The following is an 18091-nucleotide window of genomic DNA, read 5'->3' on the forward strand; positions in this document are numbered from 1 at the left end:
GAAATAGACATGAAAACACAATCAAATCCACTGCGCGTCGGCATCGGCGGTCCGGTTGGATCGGGAAAAACCGCATTATGCGAAGCGCTAAGCAAAAGAATGCGCGATCGCTATGAAATGGCGGTTATCACCAACGACATCTACACCAAGGAAGACATGGAGATCCTGTTGCGCGCAGACGCCTTGCCTGCGGAACGCCTGATGGGTGTGGAGACGGGCGGCTGCCCGCATACGGCAATCCGGGAAGACGCCTCGATCAACCTGGAAGCGATCGCACGCATGACCGCAGACTTTCCCGATCTTGACCTTATCCTGGTTGAATCAGGCGGCGATAACCTTGCCTCGACTTTCAGTCCGGAGCTTTCCGATCTTACCATCTATGTCATTGACGTGGCTGCTGGAGAGAAGATCCCTCGCAAGGGCGGACCGGGGATTACCCGGTCCGCGTTGCTGGTTATTAACAAGATAGATCTTGCGCCATACGTGGGGGCAAGCCTGGAAGTAATGGCAAGGGATGCGAAGAGGATGCGGGGCGATCGCCCCTTTGTCTTTACCAATCTCCACACAGGGGAGGGCGTCGATCAGGTTATCGATTTCATCGTGAAGCAGGGGTTGCTGGACGAGGTGAAGTTGCAGCGGCAGTGATGCCTTTGCCTTGCTCATCCCAAGGGAGCGGATAAAAGGCCCCGCTGATCTGGCAATGAGAAATGGCTGCATTGCGGATACGGCAAATAAAGGTACCGTTGAAAAGGTACCGATAAAAAATACCGGAGCTGATAATCATGAATTGGTCTTCTTCAATTGACGGAGCTTTTCCCAAGCCGCTACGCGTGATTCTGAGAGGGGTCGGGCAAGTATTCTTCTGCTGCAACGCGTTAACGGGACTTATCTTTCTGGTTGCGCTATATATCGGCGGTTTAAGCGCCGGGGCTGCCGCGACGGTCGGGGTGATAACCAGTACGGTTACGGCATATCTGCTCGGCTTTTCGGAAGATGACATTGACGCCGGGCTATACGGATTTAACGGCACGCTCGTCGGACCTTGCCTGTTTCTATTCCTTGAGCATTCCCCGCAGCTCTGGCTCTATGTGGTGCTTGCATCGATATTATCGACTGTCGTGCTGGCGGCCATGATGAGAATCCTTCAGCCCTATAATGTTCCGGCTTCCACTTCGCCTTTCGTCCTGACCTGCTGGATGTTCATGATCGCGGTATATGCTTTCGACAGCTTCTCGCGCGGGGCCATCCTCCCGACCCCCCTGATTCCCTCGGAGGTAAGCGGAGTTGCGGCCGTTCCGGTCGATATGTGGGTCACAGCGCTTACCAAGGGTGTCGCAGAAGTGATGTTCGCAGACAGCATCATCGTAGGCATCCTGTTTCTAACAGGGATCGCGATCGTTTCCCTGCGCGGGGCAGCAATGGCGCTAGGAGGTGCCGTCGTGGGCATAATCGTACCAACCCTTTTGGGTGCCAATCAAACGCTAATCGAAATGGGACTGTATGGGTTCAATCCGGTATTGACGATGATGGCGATTGGATGGGTTTTTCTCAAACCTTCCGGAAGAAGTGCCGTGCTGGCGTTGCTGGCAGGTATCCTTACCGTCGTATGTCAGGCAGGTCTTGCCAATTTTCTCGCACCCGTGGGGTTGCCAACGCTGACTTTCCCATTTGTTCTAGTGATGTGGATGTTCCTGTTTGCCGCGGCCAAGTCCAAGTACTGGTCAGATACGGCTGCGAAGTAGACGGATTCAAGCGATTATTTAAGGGAATTCGGGAGGTCCATCTACCCTGATTCCCTGATTTCACTGCCCCTTGAGCGGAGCGTAAGCCCCGTTCAGGCAACCTGGTCAACCTTGCCGGTTGTCAGGTTGTAGACTCCTCCCGCCACCATAAGCTTGCGCTCAGCGACCAATTTACTCAACACCGGAGGTTGTTTTCGCAACTTTTCCACGGTACGAATCACATTCATTCTGACCACATTGTCAAAACGGTCCCCCGGCATGTTCTTTGCCGCCCTGACCGCAGGTGCCAGCGCGCTTGCAATCGATTGTATATGCCCCGGGAATTGTTCGTGATTATCAACTGCGTTTATCGCTGCGCGGACCGCGCCACAGGCTTGATGGCCAAGAACCATGATCAGGGGTGTATGCAGTACGACTGCGGCATATTCAAGTGTCGCGACAAAGTCAGTGGTGAGATAATTTCCGGCCACGCGAGCGACAAATAGATCTCCACGTTGCTCGTCAAAGCAGAACTCGGGGCTTACTCTCGAATCGGAACAACTCAGGATGGTGGCATATGGATTTTGTCCCATCACCAGGGCCGCGCGGTCAGCATAGAAATTGAGGGGGTGGACTGGCCCGCAACATAGCGCGCGTTACCTTCCATTAACCGCTCGAAGGCGGCGTCAGCACTCAGCACATTTTCTGGTAATGGCGGCGATCTTCTCCCATCTGATGCTAACGTCGTCTTGACGCCTATGCCGACCAGTCCCAGACCAAGTGCTGATGCTGTCCCCAGTTTCAGTAACCTGCGCCGGTTCACATCCGGCCGTGGTCCTACCCTTTGATGGTTATTGTCTTCGCACATACTGCATCAAGTCCTCAAACTCGGCTAGTCGCTTTTTATACAGCGACATGGGAGATATTTCATAGGTCAGGCACACCATCGGATATACCGGCGTTGAGAATCATCGGGTCGAATTAGCTGCATCGCTAGTCGCGCATACAAGGAACCGGATTATTTCCCATCAAGGCCGCCAAACCTTCACTCAAAGGATCAGAGCCTGGTAACGATTGAAGTAATTGCCGAATCACACTCTGCTTTTTAAATTGGCATAGATGAGCTCTACGTGTTTCACCTCGCAGATAATAGTATTTCTCGGCAGTGGCATATACGCGCCAGGCGGCAAGAGGGAGTTCAGCTTGCTCTATTATACTTAGTGCCACTAAAATCTGAGACTCGGCTTCATCAAGTCGCTTTTCTTTTAAAGCAATCTCTGCGTACATATGATAACTGAGCGCAAGATAGGTGCGCTCGGGCGCTCGAGCCGAGTAATCTTGCAATTGTTCAGCGTAATGACGTGCCCTTTCAAATTCTCCTAATGCCAGCCAAGCTTCGCAAGCTCCGAAACAAGCCGGGAAGAAATAGTTGCTGAATACCGGCAGCGTTTCATCTTTTTTAGCATGAAAGAAAGTTTCAAAACATCGGACAGCACCTGCGTAATCTTTTAATCCCAGTAGCGCTCGTCCAAGGATAGCCGAGCAGTGAACGGAGATGAACGTGAACCATTCGCCCGAACTCGCGGATAGCGCTTCCTCACAATACGTTTTGGCGCCTGCATGATCGCCGGCTTCAACATGTAGCCAACCCATTAGGATTTCGTGATGCAAACGAAGGGGCAAACTTGCCTCGTTGGATTCGAACGCTCGCCTGCTCTCTTCCGCGATCTGTCGCAACTTTCCCCACTCGCCCAGGTGCAGCAAAGCTAATCCCGCATAGTAGTGGCCCACTATAAACATGTAGCCATCGCCGAGCGTACGTGATAAAGCCAAAGCCTCTTCCGATAGTGCCCAGGCATTTTTATAGCGTGAGACCAATAGTTCGACATAAATATGCTGTGTCAGCCGCGAGTGCATTACAAGCGGACTCTTGCTGGCCCGGGCCACATCCATTGCTTCATGGCAGGCACTGGCGAAATCCGCGCGCCATGGGCCAAAAGCAAGATTCATTCCACCCCACATCCCTTTAACCATTGTCTGAAGAATTTTGTCTTCGAGGTCTTTGCTGCGTTCCATCGCTTGTTCCGCCAGACCCAGGCATTGCTGGCGATCCAGCCATACCGAGATACGGCTCAATTCAAGAAGCGCTAGAACCTCTGCTCGGCCGTTATGCGAGGCCTTCGCCGTGGCGAGCATATTCTCCAGGTCGGCTTTGGCGCTGCCGATTTCGCCCATCGAGCGGCGTATGGCTGACGATTGTTTCAAGAGTTCGATGCGTGTTTCCGCCTGCTTTTCGTGCGGCAGTCGCTCAACCATGTTCAGTGCTCGCACGAGATAGTCGCACGCCTGACGGTTCGCAAACCGCTGCGCCGCGTTGGCTGCCGCTTTTGGCAGATAAAGGACTGCTCGACTCCAGTCCCATCCCTTTTCGAAGTGCAGGGCCAATTCAGCGATATTCTTCAGTTCCTGCTTGCCTTGAAGCCGTTCAAGGCATTCGCCAATGCGCAAATGTAATCTGATGAGCTGGCTGGCAGAAAGCCCCTGGTACAGCACCTCCACATATAAAGCGTGGCGGAATGCATAATTACACACGACCTCGCCTTGGGGACCCCGCTCCATGCCATCCAAAAGCAATATCTGGCCACGTCTGACCAGCGCATCGCAAGCGCTGTCTACCTCGGCCACGTCCATATCGAGCACCGCACCGAGCAATATCGGGGAAAACTGAGATCCTATCGCGCTGGCGCTCGCCAGCAGGCGCTGTTCGTCCAGGCTCAACCGTTCTATCTCGCATTCGATTACGCGACGGATACTTTCCGGCAGCGCCTGGTCCACGACCATTTCCATGGAGAGAGGCCGCTTCTGGTGCTGGCTTACCAGATATTCGATCAGATTGGAAACAAACAGGGGAAGCCCACCCGTCCTCGTGAAGAGCGCCTGGCTCACCGAATCCGGAATTTCCATATCCGGGAAACGACAGACCATGTAGTCTTTGACCTCACCCTGGGAGAACGGGGTGACCGCGATATCGGAGCTGACGCCTCGCATCTGCAGTTCCTGATGGATCAGGGTGACGGAATGGGCGCGCCGGCTGGCGTCAGTTGGCCGGTAGCTCGCCATAATCATTAGAGGCGCCGCCTCATTACGGCGAGCCAGCAAGCTGAGAAAATCCAGGGTAGCGTCATCGCTCCAGTGTAGATCTTCCAGCACCAGAATCAGAGGTCTACCCGTGCTTAAAGCTTCCAGCAGCTCACATCCTTCCCTGACCATGCGTTCGCGGCTTGCCCCAAAGATTTGACGTTGAAGTGCCTCTCGTTCTTCAGGTTTCAGTACTGACGGAAGTTGTGCGAGCCAGACAGGTGCATGCTTGTGCAGTAATTCGATCATCTCCGCGCCTTCTGGGCCGCGGCAGCGCTTCTCCATCGCTTCGATCATAGGCAAGAGCGCCTCACCTTCACCGAAATGCTTCACGCAACGCATGCGTAAGATCATTGGCGCGCAACCGATTATCTGGTCTGGTTGACTCACCTGATCGATGAACATTTCGATCAAGGTGGTTTTGCCGATTCCAGGCTCGCCTGTCACAAAGACAACCTGGCGGACATTCTCCAGCGAGAGCCGCCAGACCGTCAGTAACGTAGCTTGAGCCGTCTCGCGGCCGACCCAGTAACCTGACCTGTTCGTTAATGGGATTTTGTGCCGAGAAAGGGGAGAGCGGGCGGGAGACGTTTCCTTCTTGTTTTCCGGGTGAATTTCAGTAACCGGCGCGGCAAAGCGATAGCCGCGCCGAGCAATCGTTATCAGATAGGCTGGAGCCTGGGCATCGTCGCCTAGCGCCTGGCGCAGGTCATTAATGCACACCTTCAACACCGCCTCGCCGACGCAACGATTCCGCCATACGGCATTCAACAACTCATCCTTTGTTACGAGCTGTCCACGCCGTTCAATCAGATAGCATAACGCGGCAAAATTTTTGGGCCGTAGCGGCACCACCTGATCATTGCGCCAAAGGGTGGCATTGGCTATATCCAACGTGAAGGGAGAGAACTCCCAGCAACGGGTCGGCGTTTTAGTATCTATCCATTCCATCTTCCCTCCCCAAGAACGGAAATCATGAAAATTTAACCGAAATTTAACCGTTTCTTTACGACTTTCTGGGTTCGTTTACGTATCGTTGATCCGCTCCTCGCAGATTTATAGCGTGGTTAGACGAATTTTCGAAAGAGAAGCGAAAAGGGAAGGTCCACGCCAACCATTCACGAATCTGGAAATCCAGGAGGAACTTAATAATGAAAAAATCAAGATTAATAGATATGTTCGGTTTAAACGACAATCCGGGAAATAACGATCAGCTCGACAACTTGCTCTTCCACTTGGAATCGGAGGAGCACATTCCATGTAAAGATGGGGCCGAGCGCTCTTCCTCACCGTTCTACATATCAAATAAACGAAAGCAGTCCCTGCGTAACTCTGCGATAAACTGAATAGTGACGGGATTTCCTCAGGTTTGTCAAACACGTCCCTGATCCGGCTTAGTTTAAAGACTACGCCCGAATCAAGTGGCATAGCGGGGCGTCGGGAAGCATTGCCTTCCCAAGTTCAGTCCAGGCGTTCGTTTTTCCTCCCGGGATTGCCTAAGCTGTCTTGCTTGGTTGCTATCGAGGCAACGTACTGCTTCCTATGATAAAACATTTGCTCTGTGATGCCGAGGCGGCGAATCGGCTCCGTCCGGGCAAGCCCGCCCAGTTTCCCGAATTACCGCAACTGCCCCAGAGCGATCGGTTTTTTCCTCATGGAAACTCCTTTCCTTAAACGTAAGTTTCGCCGAAACCCGACATTGACGCTCGTTACATTTTGCATGCCTGGTCAATGTTCAGAGCCGGTCAGACCGGTTTGAACATTGGATAACTGTCCCGTTAGTGATCAAGAATTTCTGAAACCGCCCGTTAATCGTCTTGAGTACTACTAATATGTAGTAACAGGAGGGATAAGCGTGTCCAGCAGTTACGGAGCCTTTGTAAGATGGAGCCTGTATCGGACTCGTCCAGAACCTGATTAATGGGAGAGAGTATGCGCGAGGTCATAGGGTTGGCATTGTCAACCATGCTATTCCATTTGAGCAACCGGATGGGTACAGTCATTAAACTGACGGGTCGAGGGTGGAGGCAACCATATCGAGCGTATTATAGATTAGTCGATGCTTCTCAACGGGCACGAACGTGGGGACAACGTTCCGCAGGAAATAGCGAGCGCGGCGAGCAATTGAGGCTGGGCGCAGCGCGCGAAAAAAGGGCAACGTTTGGACCCTATCATGGAAGGATAATTACCCTGATGATGGGACGGGACGCGCGTCCGGCATCCAATGGAAGAGGCGCAAATCTATTTCTGGATTCAGGGAACGAGGCGGGGAATGGCTCGGGGAACCAGACTTCCCTGCGTCCGGTAGGCTTAAGCGGGGATCCGATCAAGCCCTATGGCGAACACACTGGCCAGACATAAGGGCGCAATCTCTCGGGAAGGTACCGACAGGATCAGCTGAGGCCGCGTTGGGAAGTGTTGATGATGTGCCTAGTGATGCGCTGCCACCATCACCCGTCCTTCAAATGGCTGTAATTGAGCCGCCTCGCCCTGAGTATGAGTCGATAGCAGCACGTTATTGTCAAGCGGGACTTTCAGACGATATTTCGACATGTTCAGCAGCACCAGATATTTGTCGTCACCCGCAATGCGGTAATAGGCCAGCATCTTGCGGGTGCAAAATTCGTGCGCAATCTCGAGCCTTCCAGCGTTTAACGCCTGGGTTTCATTTCGAAGACGAATTACCTTCCTGTAAAAATTGAGAAGCGAATCAGGTTCAGCCATTTGCCTCTCCACATTTATTTCCCTGAAATTTTCCGCTACGGGCAGCCACGGTTGCGAGGAAACGTGGCAGAAGCCAGCGTTCGCCTCTTCGTTCCATAACATGGGGGTGCGGCACTCGTCCCGGTTGAGAATTTCGGCGCTTCTGTCCACGAGGAATTGTGGAACCCACTTGTGTTGCATCGCGATTGCATCTTTTCCATGCCTGAGAGGAATGCGTACTCGGGGAATACCAATCTCATCCCCAAAATAGGTAAACGGGATACCTCTGCAGGTAAACTGAAACAGGGCCAGCAATTTCGCTTTTTCCACGCTTCCGCCCATGCGGCTGATCACACGGGTACGGTCATGGTTGGCGAAAACGAGGGTGGGCATCAACGGCTCCGCGAAATGCTCCTCAAATCTCATCAGCATATCGCGGTAATTTGGTGCTTTAAATGGTGTTGAGACCGCTTTGAAAAGGAAGATAGCGTTGAGGCCATTGCGGCCTTTGTCGTAACAGAAGCGGTTGATCAGTCCCTCGTCCCCATGCGACTCGCCTATCAAAATCCTTCTGGGGCTATCGAACTCATCCACCACATTTCTCAGTTCAGCAGCAAATTCGAAGCTTTTTTCGTGCAGGAAGTTATGCTTAAGATGCTGAAAAAATATTGATAGGGATTTATCGGAGGGGGCAAGGCGAAAACTAAGCGGATTGTCGCGGAGTTCAGGATCTTCATAGATCGCGCTAATAATATCCAGCCGGAAGCCATCCACGCCTTTGTTTAGCCAGAACCGGGCAATATCGAACATGGCGTCCTTCACTTCAGGATTATCGTAGTTCAAGTCCGGTTGAAAAGGTAAGAACGCCGTGTAGTTGAACTGTTTTCTTTCGGGATAATAGGTCCACGCCTTGTTTCCGGCCATTGCGCGCCAATTGTTAGGTGGCGTCGTGCCCTTCCTGCCTTTTCCATTTCTCCAGATATACCAATCTGCCTTGGGATTATCGCGCGAACTGGCGGATTCCTTGAACCACGCATGTTCGTTTGAAGTGTGATTCAATACCAGGTCGAAGACGAGCTTCATACCTCTGGCGTGCACCTCCTGCAACAGTTTTTCGAAAAGCGCCATGTCGCCATAATGCGAAGAGATCGAGCAATAATCGCTGACATCATATCCAAAGTCTTTTTGCGGACTTTCCGTAAACGGTGAAATCCAGATAGTTTCATATCCGAGGTAATGGATATAGTCGAGTTTTTCAATAATGCCGGGTATATCTCCAATACCGTCACCGTTGCTATCGAAAAAGGAGCGCGGATAGATGTGATAAACGGTGGTTTTTTTCCACCATTCGGCGTCTTCGGAAGCGGAAGCGGAGTTGGGTGACATATTTCCCTGAAGGAATTCCCCCTGAGCTCAGGTTGAGAAAGGATGGCTAGGATTTAATGCAACTCATCCTGGCAACGTCGAGAAAGGCGCAGGTCCTATTGCAGTGGTGGATTGTGGAGCTGGATGCTTTCTTGCGAAATAAGGCTGCCGGTTTCATCAACAGAAGACCGCCGATCGTGTGCGTGAGTTCAATTCGTGCTGTTTATTTCCCGCAGGAAACTGGCTAACGTTTGTTGAGATCTCGGCAATTGCGTCTTTTGGTATGCAGCCGATACCCAGGTGGAAGCAAGATAGCCGGTTCTGTTAACTCAATTGATCGCCTGGGGGTTGGCCAAGTGACTGCGTCGCCGCGCATAGCCGAAATAGAGAATCAGTCCGATCGTGGCCCAAGCGAGAAATAGACGGATGGTGCCCCAGCCCAGGCTGACAAAGAGCAGGGCGCATCCCGCCATTGCCGTGGGGCCGACAAGCCAGATCATTGGTGTTCTAAACGGTCGATGCCGCCCAGGCTCACGCCGACGCAATACCATGACCCCCAGCGCGACCATGAAGAACGCGAACAGGGTGCCGGAGTTCGAGATATCAGCCAGCGTTCCGACGGGGAATAAGGCCGCAAATAATGCTACCGCGGCGCCGGTTACCAGCGTGACGACATGTGGCGTGTGAAAACGCGGGTGTATGTGAGAGAAAACCGCGGGCATCAGTCCATCCCGCGACATGGTGAACAGAACCCGGGTTTGACCGTAAATCATCATGAGCACTACCGAAGGGAGGGCAATAATTGCCGCGGAGGCTACCCAGTTCCCTACCGTGGGGTATCCCACTTCGCGCAGCACGAACGCCAGGGGTTCCTTGGACAGGGATAGTTCGCCCCCGGGCTGAGAACCGACCGCCCCCACAGCGGCATAGGCGACTACCAGATAAATCAGTGTGCAAACCGTCAATGAACCGATGAGACCGATCGGTACATTGCGGTTAGGATTTTTCGTTTCTTCCGCTGCGGTCGAGACGGCGTCAAAACCTACGTAAGCAAAAAAAATGGAAGCGGCTGCACCGAGGACCCCGACGCCGGAAAACGGCGTCCCCCAGCCATTGGGAAGCATAGGTTCGAAGTTGACGGAATTTACCGCCGGTAGGGCGAGGACGATAAATGCCGCGAGCGCGATAATTTTCACTATAACCAGAAGTGCAGTGAATTTGGCGCTTTTCCCGGTACCGATGATTAGCAGCAATGTGACCAAAAGCGAGACCAGAAATGCCAGTATATTAAAGCCGCCTGCGGAGGTTGTGGCCGTGGTCGCGCCCGGGGTAGTATCCCCCGCCAAAAGAACCGTGTCGAAAGGCCCGGCGGTCAGGAACAAAGGCAGTCCATAGCCTATTTCGTGCAAAAACCCGTTGATGTAGCCGGACCATCCAACGGCGACCGCGGCGGCCGCGATCGCATACTCCAGAATGAGCGCCCAGCCTACCATCCAAGCGATCAGTTCGCCAAATACCGCATAGGAGTAGGTGTAGGCCGATCCCGCGACTGGCACCATTGCCGCAATCTCGGAGTATACAAGGGCTGTCAGCGCGCATACGAACCCGGAAATGACAAACGAGTACATCATTCCCGGGCCGGCCTTCTCTGCGGCGACCGAAGTCAATACAAAAATACCGGTACCGATGATCGCGCCGATCCCGAGCATGGTGAGGTCAAATGCGCCCAGTTGTCGCTTAAGCCCCTTTCTCTGCGCTAATTCAAGTATATGGTCGAGGGATTTGACGCGCTCAAACAGCATGTTTTCTCCAGTTATCGAGGCGTAACGACTCGCCTTTTGTTTTTTTAGTCAAGCGCGACTGCTATCTCACAAGGACGGTATTCTAAACCAGAGGAAACCACGGCGATAAAATGCTTTACCATGGAGTGCGCAAAAAATGGCCCAAACAGGGCGTCAACGGCTCAGAATGGCGGGGCTGTCGTCGTTTTATAGACGGGCGTATCGATTTGGTTTGGCTACTTTTTCTTCGACATCCTTGCGTACTCCGGCAGGGATGCGACTCGCCACAAATACCACGACGCTATCGTTCGATAGGGGCTGCACGGCAAGCCTGCTTTTTCCATCTCCTTGCGATTGGGAAGCGTATTCAGGGATTTCAGAAACCGGTATCCCTCGCGTATCCCAAAATCGTCTACGGGCAGAATATCCATGCGTCCCAGTGTATGCATAAGAAACATTTCAACTGTCCATCGGCCGACGCCGGGCAGGACGATGAGCCGGGCAATCAGCTCATCGTCCTGCATTTGGCTGGCGACCTCAAGGGAGGGAACCAGCCCGCTCAGGGCGCCTTCCGCGATGTGCTGGACAGTGGCAATCTTTCGGGATGAGAAACCGCAACTGCGCAAATCTTCAGTTCTCGTCGCCAATATTTCGTCCGGGGACGGAAAGACTATTTCGGACTCACTGTCCGAATACAAGTCCAGGAACCTGGCGATGATAGCGTCCGCCGCTCGTGCGTGAAGTTGCTGGTAGGCGACAGCGCGGATTAAAGCCTCATACGGCTCACGTGCAGGTTTGGACCGATGCATGCAAGGGTCAACGTGTTTTATCAATCGCGACCAATCCTCGTCAACTGAGGAGAGGTGGCTCACGGCGTGCGGGTAGAGCTCAGCCAGTCTTTCTGTGCCCATAATAAAGCGGCTTACTCCTCAAGCCGATGTGGATAGGGTAGGAGAAGTCATCAGCGGTACGTCCTACTGGTTCGGATTTTACCAAAACTGAAGCCTGGTCACCCCAGCCGGGCATCATGCCCCCTGCATTACCATCGAGCCCCAAGCCTCTGGTGCAGGGAGGGAGTGGTTTGCATGAGATGTTTGAGACGGCAACGTTGAAGCGGCCGGCGACGGATGAAGCAGGCAGGTGAGCGCTTCAGCCTAATTGACCAGTGGGGGCGGAGTCGGAGTAAGCAGGGCAGGCCCTGCTTTGTGGTTGGTCGCTACGGGGACGGCTTAGTGTGCGCTCGCTGAAGCTTTACCAGTGCTATGAGACGACCGGCCGATCCCGGCATATGGCCCGACCACAACCGGGTCCCCAGGCCATATGTCGAAGTCCATTTACATACGACGCCGCAGGAATCTGATCCCTGCCACTCCGGCAATAAGAAGCGCTAACGTCCCGGGTTCAGGGACAGCACCAGAGGGGACGGACGCAAGACCGTATTGGAGATGATCAATTTCCCAGTCAGTGCTACTGAGTGAAGTAATGCGCATGGAAGCGATCCCGCTGGCGCTGGTTACGCCAAAGAAACGGTCTTCAGCCGTTTGTCCTCCAAATAGTCCATCCCCGACAGCGGATGGACTTATAAATCCGAGAGAATTATTTGCGGCATCAAAGGCTTCGAAAGTGACAGTATCAAAACCGTCTTGCACGCTGGCAAACCCGACATCCGTCCACACCAGCCCGGCATGAGTGGGCAAGACGCCCAGCAGTACGGCACTGAAGGTGAAGGTCAAGCTTGAACCGCCGTTTGAATACCACGTATGGCCAGCCGTGCCCGAACCATCTACGGAGCCGTCATCTGCATCCACCGAGTCGGTCAAGGCAGCAGGGGACAAAACTATTCCAGCTGAAGCGATGACCCCCGGAGTGTTAAGCAAACTGTCCTCGAAGTCTTCGCGGTGGAAATAGCTGAACGGAGTGCCGGCGAAAGGGCTATCGGCTGAGGAAAGATAGGGGGTGGGTCCTATCATCGCGCCATTCGCCGCCAACGGCCCTGCCATCATTATGGCGATCAATGAAACGGTACTCAAGTTTTTCATATTATTGTTCTCCCCAAAGCGAAATTCACCTATATAAGGTATATAAGCATGTTCTGTGCCAAAGAATAAGAATCTGAATGGCTGGATGTTTTTTTTTCACTTGGCTCTGCAGCGGGCAGCCTGTAATTATTCTCGACACATCCGCTGCTTTTGAAAGGGCGCGAAAAGGTTTATAAGCGAGAATATTTATCCTTGCGCGGGGACAGATTCCAGCTTGTGAGCCCCCGTGGAATCGGCATTTTCGTCGGAGTCGGGATTCTCAATACCGGCAATCGGGGTGCTAAGATGAGAGGACAAGTCGGGAGAACGGAATGATGGTGGACAGCAATACGAACCCGATATTTTTATGTAGCGGCAGTAAGCTCTTCCGAACGGCGAGTTCGCTGGGTTGCAGAAGCTGAAGACGCAAAAGGCCCAAAAGCGGCAATCGCATTCGGGTCTACGGATTCCATGGGTTGACGCGGATTGAATCTTTCCGCAAGGTATCAAATTACGGTGCGCCAAGCATCGTTTGGAAACACGTGTGCGACTGCGCGAGGCAGCGAAAAAGTCGCAATTTCTGCGCCTTATATCTGGATAAGGAGAATGAGAATGACAATGACGCGTATCAGGGCTTGGGCCGCGCTTGGGGAAAAGCAGAAACTTGAATCCGTTGTTTACGATGCGGGCCCGCTAGACCCGGAGGAGGTGGAGATCGCTGTCGAATTCTGCGGCCTCTGCCATTCCGATCTTTCCATCCTTAACAATGATTGGGGAGTGTCTCAATATCCCGTCATACTGGGCCACGAGGCCGTGGGCCGGATCACTGCCGTGGGCGATCAGGTCAAGGGATTGCGGGTCGGCCAGCGTGTCGGGGTTGGCTGGACCAGCGCGAGTTGCATGCATTGCGATCAATGCATGACGGGTAATCAGCATCTCTGCCGTCAAGCGGTCGCAACGATCATCGGGCATCGCGGGGGTTTTGCTGAAAAGGTCCGTTCGCATTGGGCCTGGGCAGTTCCCTTGCCAGACTCGCTTGATATTTCCTCTGCCGGTCCGTTGCTGTGTGGCGGCGTTACAGTGTTCGCGCCCTTCGCTACCTACGGAGTAAAGCCAACGCACCGGGTAGGCGTCGTCGGTATAGGCGGCCTTGGCCACCTGGCCCTTCAATTTGCGAATGCCTGGGGTTGTGAGGTAACTGCTTTTTCCTCGAATCCATCCAAGGTGGAGGAAGTGCGAAAACTCGGGGCGCACCGCGTAGTGTCGAGCCGCGATCGCGACGGCATCCTGAAGGCCGCAAATTCGCTTGATTTTCTGCTTGTGACCGTAAATGTTCCGTTGGACTGGAGCGCGTATTTGCAGACGTTGAAGCCGAATGGCCGCATGCACTTCGTCGGCGCGGTGCTTGAGCCGGTTCCGGTTGGAGCGCCCGATCTCATTTCCGGACAAAAAAGCATCTCCGGGTCGCCGACGGGGAGTCCGGCCGCAATTTCTTCCATGCTGGATTTCGCCTCCCGTCACCATATCGCACCGCAGGTGGAGCATTTCGTAATGAGCAAGGTGAACGATGCCATCGCCCATCTCGCGGCGGGCAAAGCGCGTTATCGTGTCGTTCTGGACGCCGATTTTACGTAGGGATGTTAACCCGCGGCGGGTGCGGTTGCGCCTTCAAGAGCTTCCTGAAGCTTTTTCTCCTGCTCCGGCGAGAGGGAGGTCCGCAGGACCATCCCTTTAACGCCCGAGAGTTCCGCGAGAACCTTTTCCGGCTGTATCTTTCGTATGAGAATGAAAAGCGCGGACGAGTTGGGCGGAATGGTCTCGGCCAGGGATTTGATGAAATTATCATCGATGCCATAGTCAACTAGTGAACCGGATAAAGCGCCCGCTCCTGCTCCGATCGCACCACCCAGAACAAATCCGGTCAATGGGTTCAGAAATAGTAGCCCAACAAAGGTACCCCACAGACCGCCGGAAAGAAAACCCGTCGTTGCGCCGGCTGCGACAGTATTAATGCTTTGCTTGAGATGAACCTTGCCTGACTCGTCGCGCACCACAACCACTGCATCTTCAATATCTATCAGATATTCCTTCTTCAATTTACTCAGCCTCAGCAGGACACGATCTGCTTCTTCGGGATCATTAAACCCCACGACGATTAATTCGGACATATTTGCTCCTCATCGAAATTGCGGTTAAGTCGAAAATACTTTCCCATCCAGGCGATTCTGAGGCTTCTGCCGCTAATCTTATTTCTTTCCGGCTCCAAAGCTGCGTGGCATGTTTGGAGCCGAGGCTTCAGAAGTGCGGCTCGCTCGTGGTTGGAGCTGTTATAGGGGTTGCCCGACCGTATCGTCCGTTCGGCACCGTACCCAACAGGAGCTTGAACAGCATCTGCCTCCATATGAAAACGACTGATCGTGCGCATTAGTAGTCTGATCCAGCGGGATCGAATCTGCTCCGTCAGCGGAGTTGAATTTGAAAGCAAGACCCGGAGTGCGACAATTCGCGCACATTGATATATTGGTAATTGGCCGCGATTGCTGCGACTTTTTGAAAGGAGCACATCATGAATATGCTAGCGAAAAAAGCACAGCTCCGTGCTGTGACGGTAAGTGATCCTCGCTGGGCCGACGTTGTCGCGCGTAACGCTGAAGCTGACGGCAAGTTTTATTTCGGAGTCAAGACCACGGGGGTCTACTGCCGTCCCGCTTGTGCTGCACGTTCGGCGCAACCCGAAAACGTCGTTTTTTATGTTACCCCGGAGGAAGCCGAAAGGGCCGGCTTCAGACCTTGCAAGCGTTGCCAGCCGGACCGGGCTCCGCTTGTCGAGCAATACGCGGACAAGGTCACTTACGCTTGCCGCGTCATCGAAGAATGTGAAGCCATCCCATCCTTGGAAGAACTCGCAAAGAAGGTTGGCATGAGCGGCTATCATTTCCACCGTGCATTCAAGCACCTCACCGGGTTAACGCCGAGGCAGTACGCCGCTGCACAGCGCGAGAAAAGAATGCGCAATCAACTTCGCCGAGGCGGCTCGGTGACAGATGCTATTTTTGATGCCGGCTATAGCTCCAGCGGCCGTTTTTACGAACAGTCGGATAAAGTTCTGGGCATGGTCCCAAGCCATTATCGGGCGGGCGGCGTCGATACCGAAATCCGGTTTGCCATTGGCGAATGTTCTTTGGGGTCGATCCTGGTTGCTCAAAGTGATCGCGGTATTTGTGCCCTTCTGCTTGGCAGCGATCCCGGCAAACTGGCGCGCGATCTGCAGGATAGCTTTCCCCGCGCCACCCTGATCGGAGGAGATGCAGACTTCGAAGAGCTTGTCGCCACGGTCATCGGCTCTATTGAAGCGCCGGGCATCGGTCTGAATCTACCGCTGGATGTGCGTGGCACCGCTTTCCAGCAGCGGGTATGGCACGCCCTGCGCGAAATTCCCCCCGGCCAAACCGAAAGCTACGCTGATGTTGCCAATCGCATTGGCGCTCCCGGCTCGGTACGGGCAGTAGGGCAGGCATGTGCGGCTAATAAGCTGGCCGTCGCGATTCCGTGTCATCGAGTCGTGCGTATCGACGGCGCACTGGCGGGCTATCGCTGGGGTGTCGAGCGCAAGCAGGTGCTGCTCGAGAAGGAGTCGGGCTCACGGCCGGAGGGCGAGGTGAGGTCTCGGGAATGACTGCCTCGACAAAGAGCAAGGCAGGAAAAAATAACCCTCATATGGGCAGTGCCCTCCGCGTAGGTGCACTGGATTGGCGCGCAATCACGAACGAACTGGATACGCAGGGATGCGCGGTGATCGAAAAGCTGCTTGCTCCTGAGGAATGCGACGCACTTGCCGGGCTTTATCCGGAGGAGGACGTTTTTCGCAGCCGGGTCGTGATGGCTCGTCATGGGTTTGGCCGAGGTGAATACAAGTATTTCAAGTACCCGTTGCCCAGCATCATCGCGGAACTGCGGACCTTGATATACCCCCGGTTGGTGCCACTAGCCAATCGCTGGAATGAGGCAACGGGCAATGATGTGCGTTACCCGGCGGAGCACCGCGATTTCATCAAGCGCTGCCATGAGGCGGGCCAGCTACGTCCTACTCCGCTGATGTTGCAATATGAGCCCGGCGATTACAATTGTTTGCACCAGGATTTGTACGGGGTGCACGTATTCCCGATTCAACTGACTATACTGCTAGCAGAACCGGGTCGTGATTTCGCAGGTGGCGAGTTTGTGTTGACCGAGCAGCGCCCGCGCATGCAGTCGCGTCCGGAAGTTGTGCCGCTAAGGAAAGGGGATGCTGTTGTATTTGCGGTAAACCAGCGGCCGGTGCAAGGTGCGCGAGGGGTGTACAAGGTCAATCTGCGCCATGGCGTCAGTCGCCTCCGCTCCGGGCGACGTCATACTGTAGGGATAATTTTTCACGATGCCACATGAGAAGCGGTGGGCAAGATGATGACGCTGAACCTGTTTGAAGATCTGTCGCAGTGTCAGGCCCGCCGGGAAGAACTGTCCCGGGGTGCAGTTGTCTTGCGCGCTTTTGCGCTGCCGGATGAGGCAGAGATTTTAACAGCGCTGGGCGAAGTCGTCGCGGAGGCGCCGCTGCGTCACATGGTCACCCCCGGCGGTTTCCGTATGTCAGTCGCGCTGACAAATTGCGGTTCCTATGGCTGGGTGACCGATCACACCGGCTATCGTTACCAGCCGACCGATCCGGATAGTGGCAAGCCGTGGCCTCGCATGCCGGACGTGTTCCGCAAGCTTGCGCGGGACGCTGCCGCTACCGCCGGTTTTGAAAACTTCGGGCCCGATGCGTGCCTCGTCAATCTTTATGAGCCGGGGGCGAGGCTCTCATTGCATCAGGACAAGAACGAGCGCGACTTTAACGCGCCGATCGTCTCTGTTTCGCTAGGCCTCCCGGCAGTCTTCATGTGGGGCGGTTTACGACGGCAGGAAAGGCCGGCGCGGGTGCAATTGGCTCATGGTGATGTCATGGTATGGGGCGGGCCGGCAAGGTTATGTTTTCACGGCGTTCTACCGCTTGCGGACGGCTGCCATCATGCGACTGGCGGCCGCCGGATTAACTTGACCTTTCGCAAGGCAGCTTAAAGCTTGCCCTGGATGTACCAAAGGCGGGTGATGCACACCGGCAACAGCTGAACCGGCTGGGGCTTTTCTGGAAATGCGGGGCGAATCATCGGGGGCTCACGCGTGGTCATATCCGTTCGTCGCGGTGTAAACGGCCGACGCCGGTTCTCTGGAACAGTATTAGAAGTAGTATATGGAGAAAAGCGCGGGAATATGTCAGCCGATTCCCAAACCCGGAAATGTGCGCTACCGCACAGATCGGTGTTCAAGTTCGATGTAACCTAGTAGG

The 18091-nt window shown here is 54.2% G+C and carries 14 protein-coding genes; 7 read left to right on the plus strand and 7 right to left on the minus strand.

The annotated features are described in order from the left end of the window. Positions 1-9: 9 nt before the first annotated feature. Positions 10-645, plus strand: a complete 636-nt coding sequence (gene ureG / locus R5L00_RS13250) for an urease accessory protein UreG (protein ID WP_107693284.1) — start codon at positions 10-12, stop codon at positions 643-645. Positions 646-782: 137 nt separating this feature from the next. Then, on the plus strand, positions 783-1742 hold the full coding sequence (gene yut, locus R5L00_RS13255; RefSeq protein WP_317652238.1) for an urea transporter: 960 nt from the start codon (positions 783-785) through the stop codon (positions 1740-1742). Between the two features lie 92 nt (positions 1743-1834). Here yut and R5L00_RS13260 read toward each other — a convergent pair whose 3' ends face one another. Both R5L00_RS13260 and R5L00_RS13265 read right to left on the minus strand, forming a co-directional pair. After that, a complete protein-coding gene (locus R5L00_RS13260; RefSeq protein ID WP_317652240.1) occupies positions 1835-2314 on the minus strand; it encodes a carbonic anhydrase in 480 nt (159 codons plus the stop codon). Positions 2315-2714: 400 nt separating this feature from the next. Further along, positions 2715-5810 carry an AAA family ATPase gene (locus R5L00_RS13265; protein WP_317652242.1) on the minus strand — a complete coding sequence of 1032 codons (3096 nt, stop codon included), beginning with the start codon at positions 5808-5810 and terminating at the stop codon, positions 2715-2717. Positions 5811-6791: 981 nt separating this feature from the next. Between R5L00_RS13265 and R5L00_RS13270 the strand changes: the two genes are divergently transcribed. Beyond that, positions 6792-7220, plus strand: coding sequence for a hypothetical protein (locus R5L00_RS13270; protein WP_107693279.1), 429 nt, complete (start codon positions 6792-6794; stop codon positions 7218-7220). Between the two features lie 69 nt (positions 7221-7289). Here the strand turns inward: R5L00_RS13270 and R5L00_RS13275 are convergent, their stop codons facing one another. From R5L00_RS13275 to R5L00_RS13290, 4 genes are all read right to left on the minus strand, one after another. Continuing rightward, the gene (locus R5L00_RS13275) at positions 7290-8948 is read right to left on the minus strand and encodes an alpha-glucosidase (protein ID WP_317652245.1); all 1659 of its coding nucleotides are present in this window, start codon (positions 8946-8948) and stop codon (positions 7290-7292) included. Between the two features lie 308 nt (positions 8949-9256). Next, positions 9257-10729 carry an amino acid permease gene (locus tag R5L00_RS13280; protein ID WP_317652247.1) on the minus strand — a complete coding sequence of 491 codons (1473 nt, stop codon included), beginning with the start codon at positions 10727-10729 and terminating at the stop codon, positions 9257-9259. A gap of 215 nt (positions 10730-10944) precedes the next feature. Continuing rightward, entirely contained in the window at positions 10945-11619 is a 675-nt protein-coding gene (locus R5L00_RS13285) for a DNA-3-methyladenine glycosylase (protein WP_317652249.1), read from the minus strand. Positions 11620-12042: 423 nt separating this feature from the next. Next, positions 12043-12747 carry a PEP-CTERM sorting domain-containing protein gene (locus tag R5L00_RS13290; protein ID WP_317652251.1) on the minus strand — a complete coding sequence of 235 codons (705 nt, stop codon included), beginning with the start codon at positions 12745-12747 and terminating at the stop codon, positions 12043-12045. Positions 12748-13338: 591 nt separating this feature from the next. Between R5L00_RS13290 and ahr the strand changes: the two genes are divergently transcribed. Then, the gene (gene ahr / locus R5L00_RS13295) at positions 13339-14361 is read left to right on the plus strand and encodes an NADPH-dependent aldehyde reductase Ahr (RefSeq protein WP_317652253.1); all 1023 of its coding nucleotides are present in this window, start codon (positions 13339-13341) and stop codon (positions 14359-14361) included. Between the two features lie 5 nt (positions 14362-14366). Here ahr and R5L00_RS13300 read toward each other — a convergent pair whose 3' ends face one another. Further along, entirely contained in the window at positions 14367-14894 is a 528-nt protein-coding gene (locus R5L00_RS13300) for a DUF1269 domain-containing protein (protein WP_317652255.1), read from the minus strand. 398 nt (positions 14895-15292) lie between these two features. Between R5L00_RS13300 and ada the strand changes: the two genes are divergently transcribed. From ada to alkB, 3 genes are read left to right on the plus strand one after another with little or no spacing between them, the layout of a single operon-like run. Then, positions 15293-16402, plus strand: coding sequence for a bifunctional DNA-binding transcriptional regulator/O6-methylguanine-DNA methyltransferase Ada (gene ada / locus R5L00_RS13305; RefSeq protein WP_317652257.1), 1110 nt, complete (start codon positions 15293-15295; stop codon positions 16400-16402). After that, complete coding sequence (locus R5L00_RS13310) at positions 16399-17151, plus strand: 2OG-Fe(II) oxygenase (protein ID WP_317652259.1); 753 nt, start codon at positions 16399-16401, stop codon at positions 17149-17151. The genes ada and R5L00_RS13310 overlap by 4 nt, the downstream gene beginning before the upstream one ends. 24 nt (positions 17152-17175) lie before the next feature. Further along, complete coding sequence (alkB, locus tag R5L00_RS13315; protein ID WP_317654192.1) at positions 17176-17823, plus strand: DNA oxidative demethylase AlkB; 648 nt, start codon at positions 17176-17178, stop codon at positions 17821-17823. The last annotated feature ends 268 nt before the right edge of the window (positions 17824-18091 follow it).

The organism is Nitrosospira sp. Is2, assembly GCF_033095785.1.
Classification (GTDB): domain Bacteria; phylum Pseudomonadota; class Gammaproteobacteria; order Burkholderiales; family Nitrosomonadaceae; genus Nitrosospira.